At 65.1% G+C, this 14725-nt stretch carries 17 protein-coding genes; 8 read left to right on the top strand and 9 right to left on the bottom strand.

Annotation, left to right across the window (positions count from 1 at the left end; genetic code table 11):
* Positions 1 to 35: 35 nt before the first annotated feature.
* Both NKJ15_RS25870 and NKJ15_RS25865 read left to right on the top strand, forming a co-directional pair.
* Positions 36 to 974 carry an ABC transporter substrate-binding protein gene (locus NKJ15_RS25870; RefSeq protein ID WP_352470775.1) on the top strand — a complete coding sequence of 313 codons (939 nt, stop codon included), beginning with the start codon at positions 36 to 38 and terminating at the stop codon, positions 972 to 974.
* Between the two features lie 110 nt (positions 975 to 1084).
* Positions 1085 to 1978, top strand: coding sequence for a sugar phosphate isomerase/epimerase family protein (locus NKJ15_RS25865; protein WP_352767413.1), 894 nt, complete (start codon positions 1085 to 1087; stop codon positions 1976 to 1978).
* 46 nt (positions 1979 to 2024) lie between these two features.
* Here NKJ15_RS25865 and NKJ15_RS25860 read toward each other — a convergent pair whose 3' ends face one another.
* Positions 2025 to 2480: a Crp/Fnr family transcriptional regulator gene (locus NKJ15_RS25860; RefSeq protein ID WP_352470773.1), complete on the bottom strand. Its 456-nt coding sequence runs from the start codon at positions 2478 to 2480 to the stop codon at positions 2025 to 2027.
* A gap of 125 nt (positions 2481 to 2605) precedes the next feature.
* On the bottom strand, positions 2606 to 3289 hold the full coding sequence (locus NKJ15_RS25855) for a response regulator transcription factor (protein WP_023680479.1): 684 nt from the start codon (positions 3287 to 3289) through the stop codon (positions 2606 to 2608).
* A gap of 144 nt (positions 3290 to 3433) precedes the next feature.
* Here NKJ15_RS25855 and NKJ15_RS25850 point away from each other — a divergent pair, with 144 nt between their 5' ends.
* The gene (locus NKJ15_RS25850) at positions 3434 to 3970 is read left to right on the top strand and encodes a L,D-transpeptidase family protein (RefSeq protein WP_352818426.1); all 537 of its coding nucleotides are present in this window, start codon (positions 3434 to 3436) and stop codon (positions 3968 to 3970) included.
* Positions 3971 to 4062: 92 nt separating this feature from the next.
* Here the strand turns inward: NKJ15_RS25850 and NKJ15_RS25845 are convergent, their stop codons facing one another.
* Entirely contained in the window at positions 4063 to 4308 is a 246-nt protein-coding gene (locus tag NKJ15_RS25845) for a hypothetical protein (protein WP_352818424.1), read from the bottom strand.
* A gap of 162 nt (positions 4309 to 4470) precedes the next feature.
* On the opposite strand from NKJ15_RS25845, the gene gcvA reads away from it, so the two are divergent.
* On the top strand, positions 4471 to 5391 hold the full coding sequence (gcvA, locus tag NKJ15_RS25840; RefSeq protein ID WP_352818377.1) for a transcriptional regulator GcvA: 921 nt from the start codon (positions 4471 to 4473) through the stop codon (positions 5389 to 5391).
* Between the two features lie 3 nt (positions 5392 to 5394).
* On the opposite strand, the gene NKJ15_RS25835 is transcribed toward gcvA, so the two are convergent.
* The 6 genes from NKJ15_RS25835 to tsaD all read right to left on the bottom strand — a co-directional run bounded on the left by NKJ15_RS25835 (position 5395) and on the right by tsaD (position 9534).
* Entirely contained in the window at positions 5395 to 5811 is a 417-nt protein-coding gene (locus tag NKJ15_RS25835) for a DUF1761 domain-containing protein (RefSeq protein WP_352509119.1), read from the bottom strand.
* A gap of 48 nt (positions 5812 to 5859) precedes the next feature.
* Positions 5860 to 6516 (bottom strand): class I SAM-dependent methyltransferase, encoded by a 657-nt coding sequence (locus tag NKJ15_RS25830; RefSeq protein WP_352818374.1) that lies wholly within the window; start codon positions 6514 to 6516, stop codon positions 5860 to 5862.
* Positions 6513 to 6938, bottom strand: coding sequence for an EVE domain-containing protein (locus NKJ15_RS25825; RefSeq protein ID WP_352470769.1), 426 nt, complete (start codon positions 6936 to 6938; stop codon positions 6513 to 6515). The genes NKJ15_RS25830 and NKJ15_RS25825 overlap by 4 nt, the downstream gene beginning before the upstream one ends.
* 180 nt (positions 6939 to 7118) lie before the next feature.
* Positions 7119 to 7415 carry a YciI-like protein gene (locus NKJ15_RS25820; RefSeq protein ID WP_352818371.1) on the bottom strand — a complete coding sequence of 99 codons (297 nt, stop codon included), beginning with the start codon at positions 7413 to 7415 and terminating at the stop codon, positions 7119 to 7121.
* Positions 7416 to 7441: 26 nt separating this feature from the next.
* On the bottom strand, positions 7442 to 8452 hold the full coding sequence (locus NKJ15_RS25815) for an NAD(P)H-dependent glycerol-3-phosphate dehydrogenase (protein WP_352818369.1): 1011 nt from the start codon (positions 8450 to 8452) through the stop codon (positions 7442 to 7444).
* Positions 8449 to 9534: a tRNA (adenosine(37)-N6)-threonylcarbamoyltransferase complex transferase subunit TsaD gene (gene tsaD / locus NKJ15_RS25810; protein ID WP_352540951.1), complete on the bottom strand. Its 1086-nt coding sequence runs from the start codon at positions 9532 to 9534 to the stop codon at positions 8449 to 8451. Before tsaD ends, NKJ15_RS25815 begins: the two co-directional genes overlap by 4 nt.
* A gap of 94 nt (positions 9535 to 9628) precedes the next feature.
* On the opposite strand from tsaD, the gene hemC reads away from it, so the two are divergent.
* The 4 genes from hemC to NKJ15_RS25790 all read left to right on the top strand — a co-directional run bounded on the left by hemC (position 9629) and on the right by NKJ15_RS25790 (position 14701).
* Entirely contained in the window at positions 9629 to 10555 is a 927-nt protein-coding gene (gene hemC / locus NKJ15_RS25805; RefSeq protein WP_352613163.1) for a hydroxymethylbilane synthase, read from the top strand.
* Between the two features lies 1 nt (position 10556).
* Positions 10557 to 11270 carry a uroporphyrinogen-III synthase gene (locus tag NKJ15_RS25800; RefSeq protein ID WP_352818365.1) on the top strand — a complete coding sequence of 238 codons (714 nt, stop codon included), beginning with the start codon at positions 10557 to 10559 and terminating at the stop codon, positions 11268 to 11270.
* Between the two features lie 324 nt (positions 11271 to 11594).
* On the top strand, positions 11595 to 13085 hold the full coding sequence (locus tag NKJ15_RS25795) for a COG4223 family protein (protein ID WP_352818363.1): 1491 nt from the start codon (positions 11595 to 11597) through the stop codon (positions 13083 to 13085).
* 8 nt (positions 13086 to 13093) lie between these two features.
* Positions 13094 to 14701: a heme biosynthesis protein HemY gene (locus NKJ15_RS25790; RefSeq protein WP_352818360.1), complete on the top strand. Its 1608-nt coding sequence runs from the start codon at positions 13094 to 13096 to the stop codon at positions 14699 to 14701.
* Positions 14702 to 14725: the final 24 nt, after the last annotated feature.

Raw genomic sequence — 14725 nt, 5'->3', positions numbered from 1 at the left:
TGAGAGGCGCGGGGCATCAGGAGGAAAATAAAATAATGAAGACCATCGCTAAACTGCTCTGCGGCGTCGCCCTTGCGGCCGCCGTCATCGCGCCGGCATCGGCAAAGGATCTGAACAAGGTCGGCATCTCGGTCGGACTGCTCGGCAACCCGTTCTTCGTCGCCACCATCAAGGGCATCGAGGACGCGGCCAAGAAGATCAACCCGAATGTGCAGGTGACCTCGGTATCGGCCGACTACGATCTCAACAAGCAGGTATCGCAGGTCGATTCCTTCATCGCTGCCGGTGTCGACGTCATCATGCTCAACGCAGTCGATGCCAAGGCGATCGCGCCGGCGGTGAAGAAGGCGCAGGCGGCCGGCATCGTCGTTGCCGCTTTCGACGTTTCGGCGCCGGGCGCCGACGTCACCGTGATGACCAACAACGTCAAGGCCGGCGAAGAGGCGTGCCAGTATCTGGTCGATAATACCGGCGGCAAGGGCGACTATGTCATCCTCAATGGCCCGGCCTCGTCGTCGATCCTGGAGCGGGTCAAGGGCTGCAAGGACGTGCTGGCAAAGCACCCGGACATCAAGATCCTTTCCGACGACCAGAACGCCGAAGGCTCGCGTGACGGCGGCCTGAAAGTGTTCCAGTCGCTGCTGACGCGTTTCGACAAGATCGACGCGGTCTTCGCCATCAACGATCCGACGGCGATCGGCGCCCAGCTTGCGGCCAAGCAGCTCAACCGCTCGGAGTTCATCTTCACCGCGGTCGACGGTGCACCCGATATCGAGAAGGAACTCGCCTCCGGCACGTCGATGATCAAGGCCTCGGCCTCGCAGGATCCCTATGTGATGGCCGGCCAGTCGCTGACGATGGCGGCTGACCTGCTTGCCGGCAAGAAGCCGGCCGAGCCGACTGTGCTGCTCGACCCGAAGCTGATCACGGCCGACAATTTGAAGGATTACAAGGGCTGGACCGCGGCTCGCTAAGCCTCCCAAGCCTGGTGCGGCTGGGATGACCGGCCGCACCTTTTTGTCCGAGCATCGGATTGCCAAAACCGCTTTGGACTTGGGTCAGCTGGAAATAACCGGAGACGATCATGTCGCGAATCGGAATCCATTCATTCGTCTGGTCGGCGAGCTCGGCGCAGGGCGACCTCGAGCGGACGCTGGCCAACACCAGGGAAGCCGGCTTCGACCTGATCGAATTCTCCTATCTCGACCCCGCCAATGTCGACATTGACGGCTTGGCCAAGCGGATCGCCGATCTCGGCCTCGGCGTTGCGATCAGCATCGGACTGCCGGCCGACGGCGATATTTCGAGCGCCGACAAAACGATTGCCGCGCACGGCGTCGAAATCCTGGAACGTACGATCGCGCTGACCCGCGATCTCGGCGGCCAGAAGGTTGCCGGCATCCTCAGCACCAGCCACGGCTTGCAGAGCGAGGCGCCAACGCGTGACCAGTGGGACCGCAGCGCCGGCACGCTGGCCAAGGTGGCGGACACGGCAAAATCAGCCGGCGTCACCCTCAACCTCGAAATCGTCAACCGCTTCGAAAGCAATCTGCTCAACACCGCCGCGCAAGGCATGGCCTTCATCGCGGACAGCGGCTCCGACAATATCTTCCTGCATCTCGACAGCTTCCACATGAACATCGAGGAGGCCGATGTCGGCTTGGCCATTCGCAATGCGGTCGGGAAGATCGGCTATGTCCATATCGGCGAGAGCCATCGCGGTTTCCTCGGCACCGGCAATATCGATTTTGCCGCGATATTCGATGCGCTGACCGCCATCGGCTACAGCGACGACCTCAGCTTCGAATCCTTCTCCTCGGAAATCGTCGACGCGAACCTGTCGCGGAAAACCGCGATCTGGCGCAATCTGTGGACCGACAACATCGAGCTGGCCAAACATGCGCGCCGCTTCATTGCGCTCGGACTGGAGACGGCACGGCGCAAGGCCGAGCTTGTTTCCGCAACGCACCGGCCCTGAGCCCTCGCAGTTCCGAAGTCGATCTGGTTAGGCCAGAGGCGCTATATTAGCCGGCAAAACGCGGCCCAAGTTCCTCGATGCGGCGGATCATCGCCTGGAAATCCTCCAAAATGCGCTGGTGCAGGTGAACCGCCAGTTCCGGGTATTCCTCGAGGATGCGGCGGAACATCTTGCGGCTGAGCCGCAGCACTTCCGAATCGATTTCGGCGGAGGCGCTGGTCAGCCGGTTGGTGTCGGCGATCAGCGCCAGTTCGCTGAGCATGGTGCCGGGGCCGACGGTGCCGATCGGGATGCGCTCGCCGTCGTGCTCGCGGTAGAGGACGATGCGGCCGCTGACCACGATGTAGGCCGAATCAGCCTCGTCGTCCTCGCGGTAAAGCTTGTGGTCGGCTTTCAACATGGTGGTTTCGGCGCCGAAGGCGAGCAGACGCAGCTGTTCCTGCGTAAAGCCCTCGAAGAGCCTCACGGTGGACAGGATGCGGATGTCGTCATCCAGCGCCATCTAGCTATGTCCCCGAACCGTCAGTCCGACTCCTCCCCTACGAGGCCGATCCAAAACCACCTCCAGCCTCAGGACCGTACCCGAAAAGCGCCCCGCCCGGATCGCTTATTTGAATAATGAAATGTTTAAGGAACCAGCTTGTAGCCGCCGCTTTCTGTCACGAGAATTTCCGCGTTGGAAGGATCGCGCTCGATCTTCTGGCGCAGCCGGTAGACGTGAGTTTCGAGCGTATGCGTGGTGACGCCGGAATTGTAGCCCCAGACTTCCTCCAGCAGCACGTCGCGGGTCACCACCTTCTGGTCGGCACGATAGAGATATTTGATGATCGAGGCTTCCTTTTCGGTCAGCCGCACCTTGGCGCCGCGCGGGTCGATCAGAAGCTTCTGGCTGGGCTTGAACGTGTAGGGGCCGACCGAGAAAGTGGCGTCCTCGCTCTGTTCGTGCTGGCGCAACTGCGCGCGGATGCGGGCCAGCAGCACGGCAAAACGGAACGGCTTCGTCACATAGTCGTTGGCGCCGGCCTCGAGGCCAAGGATGGTGTCGGAATCGGTATCATGGCCGGTCAGCATGATGATCGGCGCCTTGTAGCCGCCCTTGCGCAATATCTTTACCGCCTCGCGGCCATCCATGTCGGGCAGGCCGACATCCATGATGAGCAGGTCGATGAGCCCGCCACGCGCCGTGGCGACGCCTTTGGCGGCGGTCGCTTCCTGCAGGACATCGAATTCCTCATAAAGCGACAATTGCTCGACAAGGGTGCCGCGCAGGTCGTCATCGTCGTCGACGATCAGAATGGTGCGTGAAGTCATGGATCAATCCGTTGTTTTGAAAAGAGATTTCAGTTGACCGCTGCCTGTTTATGCGGAAGCTGACCGGCACAACAGCCGTTCACAGTGATTTGTTCCGTGGCACGATCATACAAGAAAAAACACGATCGCAATGCAGTCGGCGCAATTTTGCCGAAAGGGCTCACCGTGCTCACCGTGCGCGCGCGCCCCGGCCAACCCAGCCAGGGCTTTCTGCAGGCCGGCAAACTGGTGTTTCCATGTGCGCTGGGGCATGGCGGCATCTCGGCCGGCAAGCGCGAGGGCGACGGCGCCACGCCGCTTGCCTCGATGCGGATATTGTCGGGATATTTTCGCGGCGACCGTTTTGCCGGCGGCCGCCGGACGCGGCTGGCGATGACGCCGATCGGCCGCGACCTCGGCTGGTGCGAAGTGCCTGGGGACCGCAACTACAACCGCCCGGTCAAAATCCCCTATGGCGCCAGCCATGAGCGGATGCTGCGCACCGACGATCTCTATGACGCCTGCCTGGTGCTGGACTGGAACATTGTGCCGCGCCGGCGCGGGCGCGGCAGCGCCATCTTCTTCCACCTGGCGCGCGCCGGCTTCACGCCGACGCAAGGCTGCGTCGCGGTAACGGCCCGTACCATGGCACGGCTGCTGCCGCTGCTGTCGGAGCGGACGGTGGTAAGGGTGGTAAGGTAAGGGAGTAGGGGAATAGGGGAATAGGGGAATAGGGGAATAGGGCAGTAAGAGTAGAGACAGGGGCGGGCGCGCCGCTTAGCTTTCCTACTCCCCTACTCCCCTACTCCCCTACTCCTTTGCCACCCTATGTCGAGAAGGCCGAGCCGGCCGAGTTCGCGGTCCATGGCGCGTGCGATGTCCTTGCGTTCGCCGCCGATGTCGCGCAGCTGGCGATCGGAGAGATCCTCGACATTTTCGTAGGGAAGACTGACCGCGATTTTTGCGTGCCGAAGCCAGTCAAGCATGGCGCGCAGCCAGGCCGGGCGGAGGGTTACCGAGCGCAAGGCGATGTCAGACATGGTGCAATCCGCTTCTCCGGACATCAAATCCGGTTTGATGTTTCTTCGATGTTCAGAGCATGGCGGATTGAAATTAAAACGAGAAACGAGTAGTTTTTTCTGCATCTTCAATTTTTGTTTGATGATTGGAATGCTCGACCGAACCCTCCTCGTCTGGCACTGATGGCGCGCCTGCTGCCTGGAACCCGTGCGCTGCGGACGCTGGAGGCAGCGGCGCGGCACCTCAATTTCACCCGCGCCGCCGACGAGCTCGGCCTGACGCCGGCAGCGGTCAGCCATCAGATCAAGGAAATCGAGGATCAGCTCGGCATCGTGCTGTTCACACGCACCAGCCGCACGATCCGGCTGACCGAGGCGGGCGCGGTGCTGTTCGAAGCTTCGACCGATGCGCTCGACCTGCTTGGCCGGGCCGTCTCACGGGCGCAGAAGGCGGCGCGTGGATCGGCGCTGCTGAAGGTCACCCTCGATGCGCAATTCGCGACGAAGTGGCTGATGCGGCGCGTCGACGATTTTCGCAAGCAGCATCCGGCAATCGAGCTGCGTTTCGACATCAGTTACGAGGTGCGCGACTTCGATCGCGACGACGTCGATCTCGGCATCCGTTTCGGCACCGGCAAATATCCGGGGCTTCGCTCGCACCGGCTGTTCGAAAACGTCATCATCCCCGTCTGCAGCCCGGCCTTGCTGCGGGCGGGGCCGCGGCTGAAAGAGCCGCGCGACCTGTTCCATCATACGCTGGCCCATATCGAGTGGTCGCGCCAGGGCGTCACCTGGCCGAACTGGAGCATGTGGATGGCGGCGGCGGGCGTCGACGATTTCGACGACAGCCGGACCATCGTGTTCGGCAATTCGACGGATGCCGTCCAGGCCGCGCTCGACGGCAACGCGGTCGCGCTCGCCGATTTCGCCATGGTGGCAAACGACCTTTCGGAAGGTAGGCTGATCCGGCCGTTCGAACTCGGCATCAAGGTCGCGCCCGAATTCGCCTATTTCCTGGTCTATCCCGAAAGTGCGGCGAATGATCCGCGCATTGCCGCCTTTCGCGATTGGCTTCTCGACGAAATCGCAAGAACCCCGACCTGACGTTCAGCCCGCCGCCGCGCCGAACCAGCCGATCACCGCGCCGATGAGAAGCAGCACGCCGAGCCAGTGACCGACATCGATGAGCGTCAGATCCCAGCCGAAACCTTCGTAGCGATGGTTGACCGAAAGCGTGGTGGCGACGAACCCCAGCCAGAGAACGAAGCCGAAGATCACCCCGGCAAGCAGGCTCGGCTCGCCGCCGGTTACGGCGCCGATGATCAGCGACATGACCAGCGCCATGACGAGCTCCGCGATGAAGGAGACGACGAAGGGCAGCATCGATTTGCTCATCGTCGCCGGATCAAGCTTGGCGGCCTTCAGCCACGGCTTGCTCAAGCCCATGTACCAGGCCCCGCCGAACAACCACGCCACGACGGCGGCGACGATTACCGCCAGCCAATTGATTGCTGAAAAATCCATGGTTCCCTCCGGTCGATTGCGCGATGGAACGCCTGTTCGGCGATGCCGTCAAGCAAGACGCCAGACGGTGGTGCGCTTGACCTCGGCGTCCTCCAGCGCCCGGGTCACCGCCACTTGATAGACGGCAAGCGGCTCCAGTCCCGCCCTCGGCAGATAGGAGCGGCCGGGATCGCCGACGAGAATGTCGGCGCCGCGCGCCTTCAGCGCGACGAACCACGGCATCAGCCTGTCGGCGAAAGTTTTGTCGTAGAAGACGTCGCCGGCCAGCACCACGTCCCAGCCGGCATCGCTGCCGATGCAGTCACCGATGAGGAATTTTATCTCGGTTCCATTTGCCTCGGCATTGAGGCGGATCGCGGTCGCGCAGAATGGGTCGATATCGGCGGCGATCACCTCGGCAGCTCCGGCCTTCACCGCGGCAATGGCGACAAGGCCGGAGCCGGAGGCGAAGTCCAGCACGCGCTTGCCGCGCACCGCCGCCGGATTGTCGAGGATGTAGCGGGCAAGGCCCTGGCCGCCGGCCCAGGCGAAAGCCCAGAAGGGTGGCGGCAGGCCGATTTCGGTCAGCTCGTCCTCGGTCCGCTGCCACAGTTCGTGCGCCTCGTCGGCCAGGTGCAGGCGGATCTCCGGCACATGCGGCGGCGCCATCGGCGCCGTGTTGTCGAGGATGAATTTCCTGGCGCTGTCCGGCGTCAGCGCCGTCATGGCGCCGGCGTCAGTTCGCCCATGCGGCAAACCTCTTGCCATTCGGCCGGCGTCACCGGCTGCACGGACAGCCGCCCGAGTCGCACCAGCGCCATGTCGGCCAGCTTTGGATTGGCCTTGGCCTGCTCCAGCGTCACCGGCTTCGGCATGGCCTTGAAGGCGCGGATGTCGACGCACTCCCAGCGGGGATCGTCGGTGGTGCTGTCCTGATGGGCCAGAGCGCAGACTTCGGCGATGCCGACGATGTCCAGCCCGTCATTGGAATGGTAGAAGAAGCCGAGATCGCCGATCTGCATCGCCTTCATGTTGTTGCGCGCCGCATAATTGCGCACGCCGTCCCATTGCGTGCCGGCCTTGCCCTTGGCCTTGAGGTCCTCGAAGGAGAAGACCGAAGGTTCGGATTTGAACAGCCAGTAATTCATCTCAGTTGTCCCGTTGCCGTTGTCGGTTTGTCGCTATCCAGCGTTGGCGCTGCCCCTCACCCTTACCTCTCCCCGTAAGGACGGGGAGAGCGGTCGCCAGCGCTGGAGCTTCTCCCTTCTCCCCGTTCTTCACGGGGAGAAGGTGCCGGCAGGCGGATGAGGGGCAGCGCGAACGAACGATCATTCACTCACAGGTTTGTTGAAGCTCCAGTTCCACTGCCGGATTTCGACGCTTTCGAACAGCCCTGCCTTGGTATAGGGATCGGCCGCCGACAGGGCTCTTGCCGCAGCCAGATCGGGCGCCTCGACAACGACAAGGCTGCCGTCCGGCTTGCCGTCGGCGTCGAGGAAAGGGCCGGCGAAACCCAGTTTCTTGTCGCCGTTCAGCCCTTCCAGAAAGGCAATGTGATCGGACCGCGTGTCGAGCCGCACCTGCAGGCTTCCTGGCTTGTCCTTGCAAATCAACGCAAACAGCATCTTTCCATCTCCGCAATCGTTCGCGATTACATGTCGGTTTCGGTCTTGAGTGGCCTTGTCATCAACGCCGACACAGCCTGGTCTATGGTTATGGTGCCGTCCAGTATGGCGGCGACGGCGGCGATGATCGGCGCGTCGATCCGGCGCTCGCCGGCGATGCGGGCGGCGATTGCCGCCGTCGGCACGCCTTCGGCCAAAGGCAAGCCGGCAAGCGGCTTGCCTTGCCCCAGCGCCAGCCCATAGGCGAAATTGCGCGACTGCGCGGACGAGCAGGTGAGCAGCAGGTCGCCGAGGCCGGAAAGCCCCATCAGCGTCTCCGGCCTGGCGCCAAAGGCGGCGCCGATGCGGCGCAATTCGACGAAGCCGCGCGTCACCATCGCCGCCTGGGCGCTGGCACCGAGCCCGGCGCCGGTGACGGCACCCGCGGCAATGGCAAAGACGTTCTTCAGCGCGCCGCCGATCTCGACGCCGATCAGGTCGTCGCTCGAATAACAGCGCAGATTTTCCGCCGAAAAGCGGGCGGCAAGGTCGGTGGCCAGAGCCTCGTCGCGGGCGGCGACCACGACGGCCGTCGGCAGGCCCCTGGCGACATCGGTGGCAAAGCTTGGGCCGGACAAAGCGGCGACCGGATTTGCCGGCAGTATTTCCTCGGTGATGGACGACAGCAGCGCGCCGGTGTCGCGCTCGATGCCCTTGGCGCAGAGGACCAGCGGGACGCCTTCCGGCATATGGCTGGACGCGGCCGTCAGCATAATCCGCAACGATTGCGCCGGCGCTACCGCCAGAACGCAGTCGGCACCGTCGAGCGCCGCCTCGATGTCGCTCGTCGCCACGATGCCGGGATCGAGCGCAATGCCCGGCAGATAGCGCGGATTTTCGCCACGGTCGACCGCCGCGACGGTCTCCGGGTCGCGCGCATAGAGGCGGACGAAATGACCGGCGCGCAGCGTGGCCAGCGCCAGCGCCGTGCCCCAGGCGCCGCCGCCGAGCACGGCGACGCGCCAGCCGCTTGGCGCCTTGTGCTCGCTGCCGGTCATGCCTTGGCCCCACGCCGGCCCGAGCCGACCATCGGGGCCGAGACGCTGTCCAGCGGCCAGCGCGAGCGCGGCACGAAATCGGCGGCGTTTTCACCTGATATGCCGGCGCGCAAGCGCTCGATGCCGGCCCAGGCGATCATCGCCGCATTGTCGGTGCAGAGGTTGAGCGGCGGCGCGACGAAGCTGAACCCGGCCTGCTCGCACAGGCCCTGCAATGTCGCCTTGATGGTCCGATTGGCGGCGACGCCGCCGGCGACAACCAATGCAGGCTCGGCCTTGTCCGGGAATTGCTGACGGAACCGGGTCAGCGCCCGCGCAACACGGTCGCCCAGCGCATCCGCGACCGCCGCCTGGAACGAGGCGCAGATATCGGCGACATCCTGGTCGCTCAGCGGGGCAATCGCGGTTGCCGCCTGGCGCACCGCGGTCTTGAGGCCGGAGAAGGAAAAATCGGGCTGCACGGAGCCCTTCATCGGGCGCGGAAAGGCGAAACGCGTCGCGTCACCGGTTGCCGCCGCCTTCTCGACATTCGGTCCGCCCGGATAGGGCAGGCCGAGCATCTTGGCCGTCTTGTCGAAGGCCTCGCCAAGCGCGTCGTCGATCGTCGTCGCCCAGCGCTGGTAGTCGCCGACGCCGCGCACGGCGACGATCTGGGTATGGCCGCCGGAGACCAGCAGCAAGAGGTAGGGAAAGTCGAGGCCGTCGGTCAATCTGGCCGTCAGCGCATGGCCTTCGAGATGGTTGATGGCGATCAGCGGTTTTTTTGCTGCCGCGGCGATTGCTTTGGCCGTCATCAGGCCGACGATCAGCCCGCCGACAAGACCGGGGCCGGCGGTGGCGGCAATCGCATCGATGTCGGCGAGCTCGACGCCGGAATCGGCCAGCGCTGCCTCGATGATGCCGTCGAGCGCCTCGACATGGGCGCGCGCGGCGATCTCCGGCACGACGCCGCCGAAAGCAGCATGCTCCTCGATCTGGCTGAGCACGATGTTCGACAGGATTTGCGGCGTGCTGCGACCGTCCAGCGCCACCACGCTGGCGGCGGTCTCGTCGCAACTCGTCTCGATGCCCAGAACGCGGATCAATTCGTCGCTGTCCTCGATGATTGTGCAACCGGCCTTTCCCCGATAGGAGAAAGCCCGAAAACCTGCCGGGGGTTATCACGGACGACGCGTCATGCAAACAACCTTGAGAATCGGAACACGCGGCAGCCCGCTGGCGCTGGCGCAGGCGCATGAAACGCAGGCGCGGCTGATGGCGGCGCACGGCATGCCGGCGGAAGCTTTCGAGGTGGTCGTCATCTCGACCACCGGCGACCGCATCCAGGACCGGCCGCTGTCGGAAGCCGGCGGCAAGGGCCTGTTCACCAAGGAGATCGAGGAGGCGCTGCTGGCGCGCCGCATCGACATCGCCGTGCATTCGTCGAAGGACATGCCGACGCTGTTGCCCGAGGGGCTCGAACTGTCCGCGTTCCTGCCGCGCGAGGACGCGCGCGATGCCTTCATCGGCAAGGCGGCGCGAACGATTGCCGGCCTGCCGCAAGGCGCCAGGGTCGGTTCGTCGTCGCTGCGGCGCCAGGCGCTGATCCGGCGGATGCGGCCGGACGTCGAAGTGGTGATGTTTCGCGGCAATGTGCAGACGCGGCTGCGCAAGCTCGACGACGGCATCGCCGATGGCACAATCCTCGCCTATGCCGGGCTGAAGCGGCTCGGGCTCGAAGACGTCGTCACCGACCTGATGCCGCTCGAGGTCTTTCCGCCGGCGCCGGGGCAAGGCGCGATCTGCATCGAAAGCCGCATCGGAGACCGCGACGTGGAACAGATGCTGGCAGCGATCCACGACGGGCCGACCGGCGAGGCGCTGGCCTGCGAGCGCGCCTTCCTGGCGGCGCTCGACGGGTCCTGCCGCACGCCGATCGCCGGACATGCGACGATATCGGGCGGAACGGTTTCCTTTGCCGGGCTGATCATCTCGCCCGATGGCACGCAGTCGCATGAAGTCAGGCTGCAAGGGCCGGCGCAGGAGGCGGCGCGCATTGGCGCGGACGCCGCGGCGACCGTTCGGGCCAAGGCCGGCGAAACATTCTTCGATGGCTGGACCTGACATGCTCCGCGTCCTGGTGACGAGGCCCGAACCGGGCGCGTCGCGCACGGGGCGCCGGCTTGCGGATGCCGGCTTTCAGCCGATCCTGCTGCCATTGACCGGAACCGTGACGCTGCCGGTCGATGCCGGCGCGCTCGCTGACGCCGCGGCGGTCGCGATCACCAGCGCCAATGCCGTTCGCCATGCGCCGAAAGAGGTCATCACGGCGCTCGCCGGCTTGCCGTGCCACGCCGTCGGCAGGAAGACGGCGGAAGCCGCCCGCGCTGCCGGGTTTCTGTCGGTCAGCGAAGGCCCGGGCAATGCCGAGGCGCTGACCGATGCGCTTGCTGGCGCTTACGCGGGGCAGACGATCGTCTATCTCTGCGGGCGGGTGCGATTTCCCGGCTTCGAGGAAGGGCTGTTGGCGTCGGGCGTTCAGGTCCGCGCCATCGAGACCTACGACACTTTTGCGCTGGATTATTCCGACGAGGCCGTTCTTGCGCGCCTGTCTGTCCAGCCAGTCGAGGCGGTGCTGCTCTATTCGGCCAAGGCGGCCACGGCGATGCAGGCCCTGGCTAGCCGGCCGGCGCTGCGTAGCCTTTTCCGGGAAATGCGCTTTTTTGCCTTGTCGGGACGTATTGCCGCCGCCCTCGGCGATGTCGCCGGCGAAAGGATCCGGATTGCGCCTGAGCCCTACGAAGATGCCTTGCTGGGACTTTTGCAGGCGCCGCGCTGATGGCATTAGCGGCGGCTCTGTGCCGTGCTTGAAGGGCGGCGCCAAACGCAGGCGATTGCCCTCGGGCACATTTTGTTCTTGCTTTGTGCCGGCAGCTATGCTAGTAATTTAGTTATAGTGCCAATTGGCTCCAACGACCCGCCCGCCGAGGCGGGTTTTTTGTGTGCCGAGCATGGGCCTTGGCTTGAAACGCGGATTCGGCCCTGCGGCGTTTTGCCAAAACTGAACTCCAAGCCGTGGCGTCATCACGCCGCCCCTTTTCACCACTTGGTGATGTGCTAGACCCTTTCAACCATCCCGAAGCGAATTTTGCGGAGCCCGAGCATGGTCAAGACGCCGAAGATGCGGCATTCCAAGAGCCGCCGTGAGCCGGTGACCATCGAGCTTGAGCCTGGCGCCGTCTCGCGAGTCGCCGACAAACAGGATGCCGTGACCTCGCAGACCGACGAGGCGCGGGCCGAGGAAGCGGCGAACGCCTCGCAGCCGGAGCCACCTGAAGAGCCGGTGCATGCGGACCAGACCGATCTCGAGCCATGGGAACATGCCGACGCAGCCGCGCCGGCCGGCACGCAAGAGCCGGCGGACGCCGGCGTCGATTCTGCCAGGGAAGCGGAAACCCCTTATCCCGCCGGTTCGGATGCGCCGGCCGGGCGGTCCGCGGTTTCCGATTACAGTTTCGAAGATGCATCCAGCGGAACCGGGGCCAACGAACCGAGGATCCCAGGTTCCGGTGAGAAGACAGCTGAGACGAGGGACGACCATATGGCAGCGCAGCCGAAGCGAAGCGGCATCAACGGCATCGCCGCCGGTATTATCGGCGGCGTCATCGCCCTCGCCGCGGCCGGCGGGCTGCAATTTGCCGGCCTGCTCGGTGCGCCGGGGTCGGGCGGCGTGTCGCTCGACGCGGTCAATGGTGAGATCGTTTCGCTGAAACGCGAGGTCGCGGACCTCAGACAGGCCGGCGCCAACAATGACGCATCGGCCAAGGTGGACGGGCTGTCGTCGGCGCTGGATCAGGTCAGGGCGGACGTCGCGGCGTTGAAGTCGGCGGTCGAGCAAGGCGGTGCCGGCGACAATGCCGGCCTGGCAGCACTTGGCGACAAGGTAAGGCAGATCGAGACGGCGGTTGCGGCCCTCGGCAAAGCCGGCGGTACGGCGCCGGTCGATCTCGGCCCGCTCAACGACAGGCTGGCCGCGCTCGATGCGCTGGTGAAATCGGCCGGCGAGACGACAAAGGCGCAGGACAGCCGGCTTGCGGCCCTGGAACAGTCGGTTTCACAGATCTCGAGCAAGGTCGATGCACAGGCTTCGCAGCCGAAGATCGCACTGGCCATTGCCGCTTCGGCGCTCAAGGCAGCGCTCGACCGTGGTGCACCGTTCGCCGCCGAGCTCGAAACCTTTGCCGCGATCTCACCCGATGCACCCGAGATTGCGACGTTGCGCACCTATGCCGAAAAGGGCGTCCCGATGCGCTCCGAGATCGCCGCCGAAGCGGACGCCGCCGCCAACGCGATGGTCGCTGCCGCGACGCCCATCGACCAGAATGCCGGCATCCTGCAGAAGCTGCTGTCCAGCGCCGAATCGCTCGTCAAGGTCAGGCCGATCGGCGCCGTCGAAGGCACCGGCGTCCCGGAAACCGTCGCTCGCATGGAGGTCGCGGTCAACCAGGGCGACTACGCCAAGGCGCTCAGCGAATATGAAACCCTGCCTGAGGCGGCCAAGGCCGCCGGCGCCGACTTTGCCCGCAAGTTGAAAGCGCGGATGGAGGTCGAGACGCAGATCGATTCGCTCATCGCCGGCGCGATGAAGGCGTGAGGAACCCGATGATCCGCATCCTCGCCTTCCTTGCCGTCGTCTTTGCGCTCGGGCTCGGCTTCGCCTGGCTGGCCGACCGGCCGGGCGAAATGCTCGTCACCTTCAATGGCTATCAATACCAGGTCAGCCTGATGGTCGCGGCGGTGGCGGTCGTTGCCGTGGTTGCCGCGGTGATGATCGTCTGGTGGCTGATCAAGGCGCTGTGGAACAGCCCCTATACGATCTCGCGCTATTTCCGCGTGCGTCGCCGCGACCGCGGCTACCAGGCGCTGTCGACCGGGATGATCGCCGCCGGCGCCGGTGACGGCGCGCTCGCCCGCAAGAAGACCAAGGAAGCGGCAAAGCTGATCCGCTCCGATCAGGAGCCACTGATCCAGCTGCTCGACGCGCAGGCCTCGCTGCTCGAAGGCGACCATGAAGGCGCCCGCGAAAAGTTCGAGACCATGCTCGATGATCCCGAAATGCGGCTGCTCGGCCTGCGCGGGCTTTATCTCGAGGCCGAGCGGCTCGGCGACCGCAACGCAGCCCGCCACTATGCCGGCCGTGCCGCGGCGGTGGCGCCGCAACTGGCCTGGGCGGCCGAATCGACGCTGGAAGACCTGACTGGACGCGGCGACTGGGATGGCGCGCTGAAACTGGTCGACGCCCAGAAGTCGACCCGGCAGATCGAGCGTGACGCCGCCAACCGCCGCCGCGCCGTGCTGCTGACCGCCAAGGCGCAGGCGCTGATCGACAGCGATGCCAATGCCGCAAGGGCGGCGGCGCTCGAAGCCAACCGGCTGCGGCCGGATTTTGCACCGGCGGCGGTCGTCGCGGCGAAATTGCTGTTTAGACAGAACGACGTGCGCAAAGGCTCGAAAATCCTCGAGGCGGGGTGGAAGGCCGAGCCGCATCCCGAGATCGCCGAGCTCTACACCCATGCCAGGCCGGGCGATGCCGTGCTCGACCGGCTGAACCGGGCAAAGAAGCTGCAGGAGCTGAAGAAGAACCATGCCGAGTCCTCGCTTGCCGTGGCGCGCGCCGCGCTGGATGCGCAGGATTTTTCAACCGCCCGCCGCGAGGCGGAAGCCGCGATCCGCATGGATCGCCGCGAAGGCGCCTATCTGCTGCTGGCCGATATCGAGGAGGCCGAGACCGGCGACCAGGGCAAGGTGCGGCAGTTGCTGTCGAAGGCGGTGAGAGCGCCGCGCGACCCGGCCTGGGTTGCCGATGGTGTCGTCTCCGAACGCTGGGCTCCGGTATCGCCGATCAGCGGCAGGCTCGATGCATTCGAATGGCGGGCGCCGATGGAGCGGCTCGGGCAGTTGATCGACGGTCATGAGGATACGCCGGAGGCGCCGGTGCCGGCCATCGCGGCTCCAGCCGAGCCGGTACAGGAAAGAGCCGGGACGATCGAGCACACGGCGGAGACACCGGGCACAGCGACCGAGGAAAAGACGGACGACCGTGCCGGCGAGGATCATGTGACACCAATCACCGCGGCGGCGTTTGCCCAAGTGCCGGAAGATGCCGAGGCCGTCGAGCCGGCGCAGGAGCTGACGCGGCTGCCCGACGACCCCGGCGTCGATCCAGACGACGCGGCGGATAAATCGACGCGCCGGTTTCGTTTGTTCTGATCAGGGTCGAGTGGACCCGGGCTT

The organism is Mesorhizobium sp. M0207 (genome assembly GCF_040321995.1).
Lineage (GTDB): Bacteria > Pseudomonadota > Alphaproteobacteria > Rhizobiales > Rhizobiaceae > Mesorhizobium.
Note: the sequence above shows the minus strand (reverse complement) of the source record. Positions and strands in the feature narration are given on the sequence as shown.

What these genes read in the sequence shown, in the direction of transcription:
- NKJ15_RS25870 (WP_352470775.1), top strand. Translation starts at nt 36, where the DNA reads ATGAAGACCATCGCTAAACTGCTCTGCGGCGTCGCCCTTGCGGCCGCC.
- NKJ15_RS25865 (WP_352767413.1), top strand. Translation starts at nt 1,085, where the DNA reads ATGTCGCGAATCGGAATCCATTCATTCGTCTGGTCGGCGAGCTCGGCG.
- NKJ15_RS25860 (WP_352470773.1), bottom strand. Translation starts at nt 2,480, where the DNA reads ATGGCGCTGGATGACGACATCCGCATCCTGTCCACCGTGAGGCTCTTC.
- NKJ15_RS25855 (WP_023680479.1), bottom strand. Translation starts at nt 3,289, where the DNA reads ATGACTTCACGCACCATTCTGATCGTCGACGACGATGACGACCTGCGC.
- NKJ15_RS25845 (WP_352818424.1), bottom strand. Translation starts at nt 4,308, where the DNA reads ATGTCTGACATCGCCTTGCGCTCGGTAACCCTCCGCCCGGCCTGGCTG.
- gcvA (WP_352818377.1), top strand. Translation starts at nt 4,471, where the DNA reads ATGGCGCGCCTGCTGCCTGGAACCCGTGCGCTGCGGACGCTGGAGGCA.
- NKJ15_RS25835 (WP_352509119.1), bottom strand. Translation starts at nt 5,811, where the DNA reads ATGGATTTTTCAGCAATCAATTGGCTGGCGGTAATCGTCGCCGCCGTC.
- NKJ15_RS25830 (WP_352818374.1), bottom strand. Translation starts at nt 6,516, where the DNA reads ATGACGGCGCTGACGCCGGACAGCGCCAGGAAATTCATCCTCGACAAC.
- NKJ15_RS25825 (WP_352470769.1), bottom strand. Translation starts at nt 6,938, where the DNA reads ATGAATTACTGGCTGTTCAAATCCGAACCTTCGGTCTTCTCCTTCGAG.
- NKJ15_RS25820 (WP_352818371.1), bottom strand. Translation starts at nt 7,415, where the DNA reads ATGCTGTTTGCGTTGATTTGCAAGGACAAGCCAGGAAGCCTGCAGGTG.
- NKJ15_RS25815 (WP_352818369.1), bottom strand. Translation starts at nt 8,452, where the DNA reads ATGACCGGCAGCGAGCACAAGGCGCCAAGCGGCTGGCGCGTCGCCGTG.
- hemC (WP_352613163.1), top strand. Translation starts at nt 9,629, where the DNA reads ATGCAAACAACCTTGAGAATCGGAACACGCGGCAGCCCGCTGGCGCTG.
- NKJ15_RS25800 (WP_352818365.1), top strand. Translation starts at nt 10,557, where the DNA reads ATGCTCCGCGTCCTGGTGACGAGGCCCGAACCGGGCGCGTCGCGCACG.
- NKJ15_RS25795 (WP_352818363.1), top strand. Translation starts at nt 11,595, where the DNA reads ATGGTCAAGACGCCGAAGATGCGGCATTCCAAGAGCCGCCGTGAGCCG.
- NKJ15_RS25790 (WP_352818360.1), top strand. Translation starts at nt 13,094, where the DNA reads ATGATCCGCATCCTCGCCTTCCTTGCCGTCGTCTTTGCGCTCGGGCTC.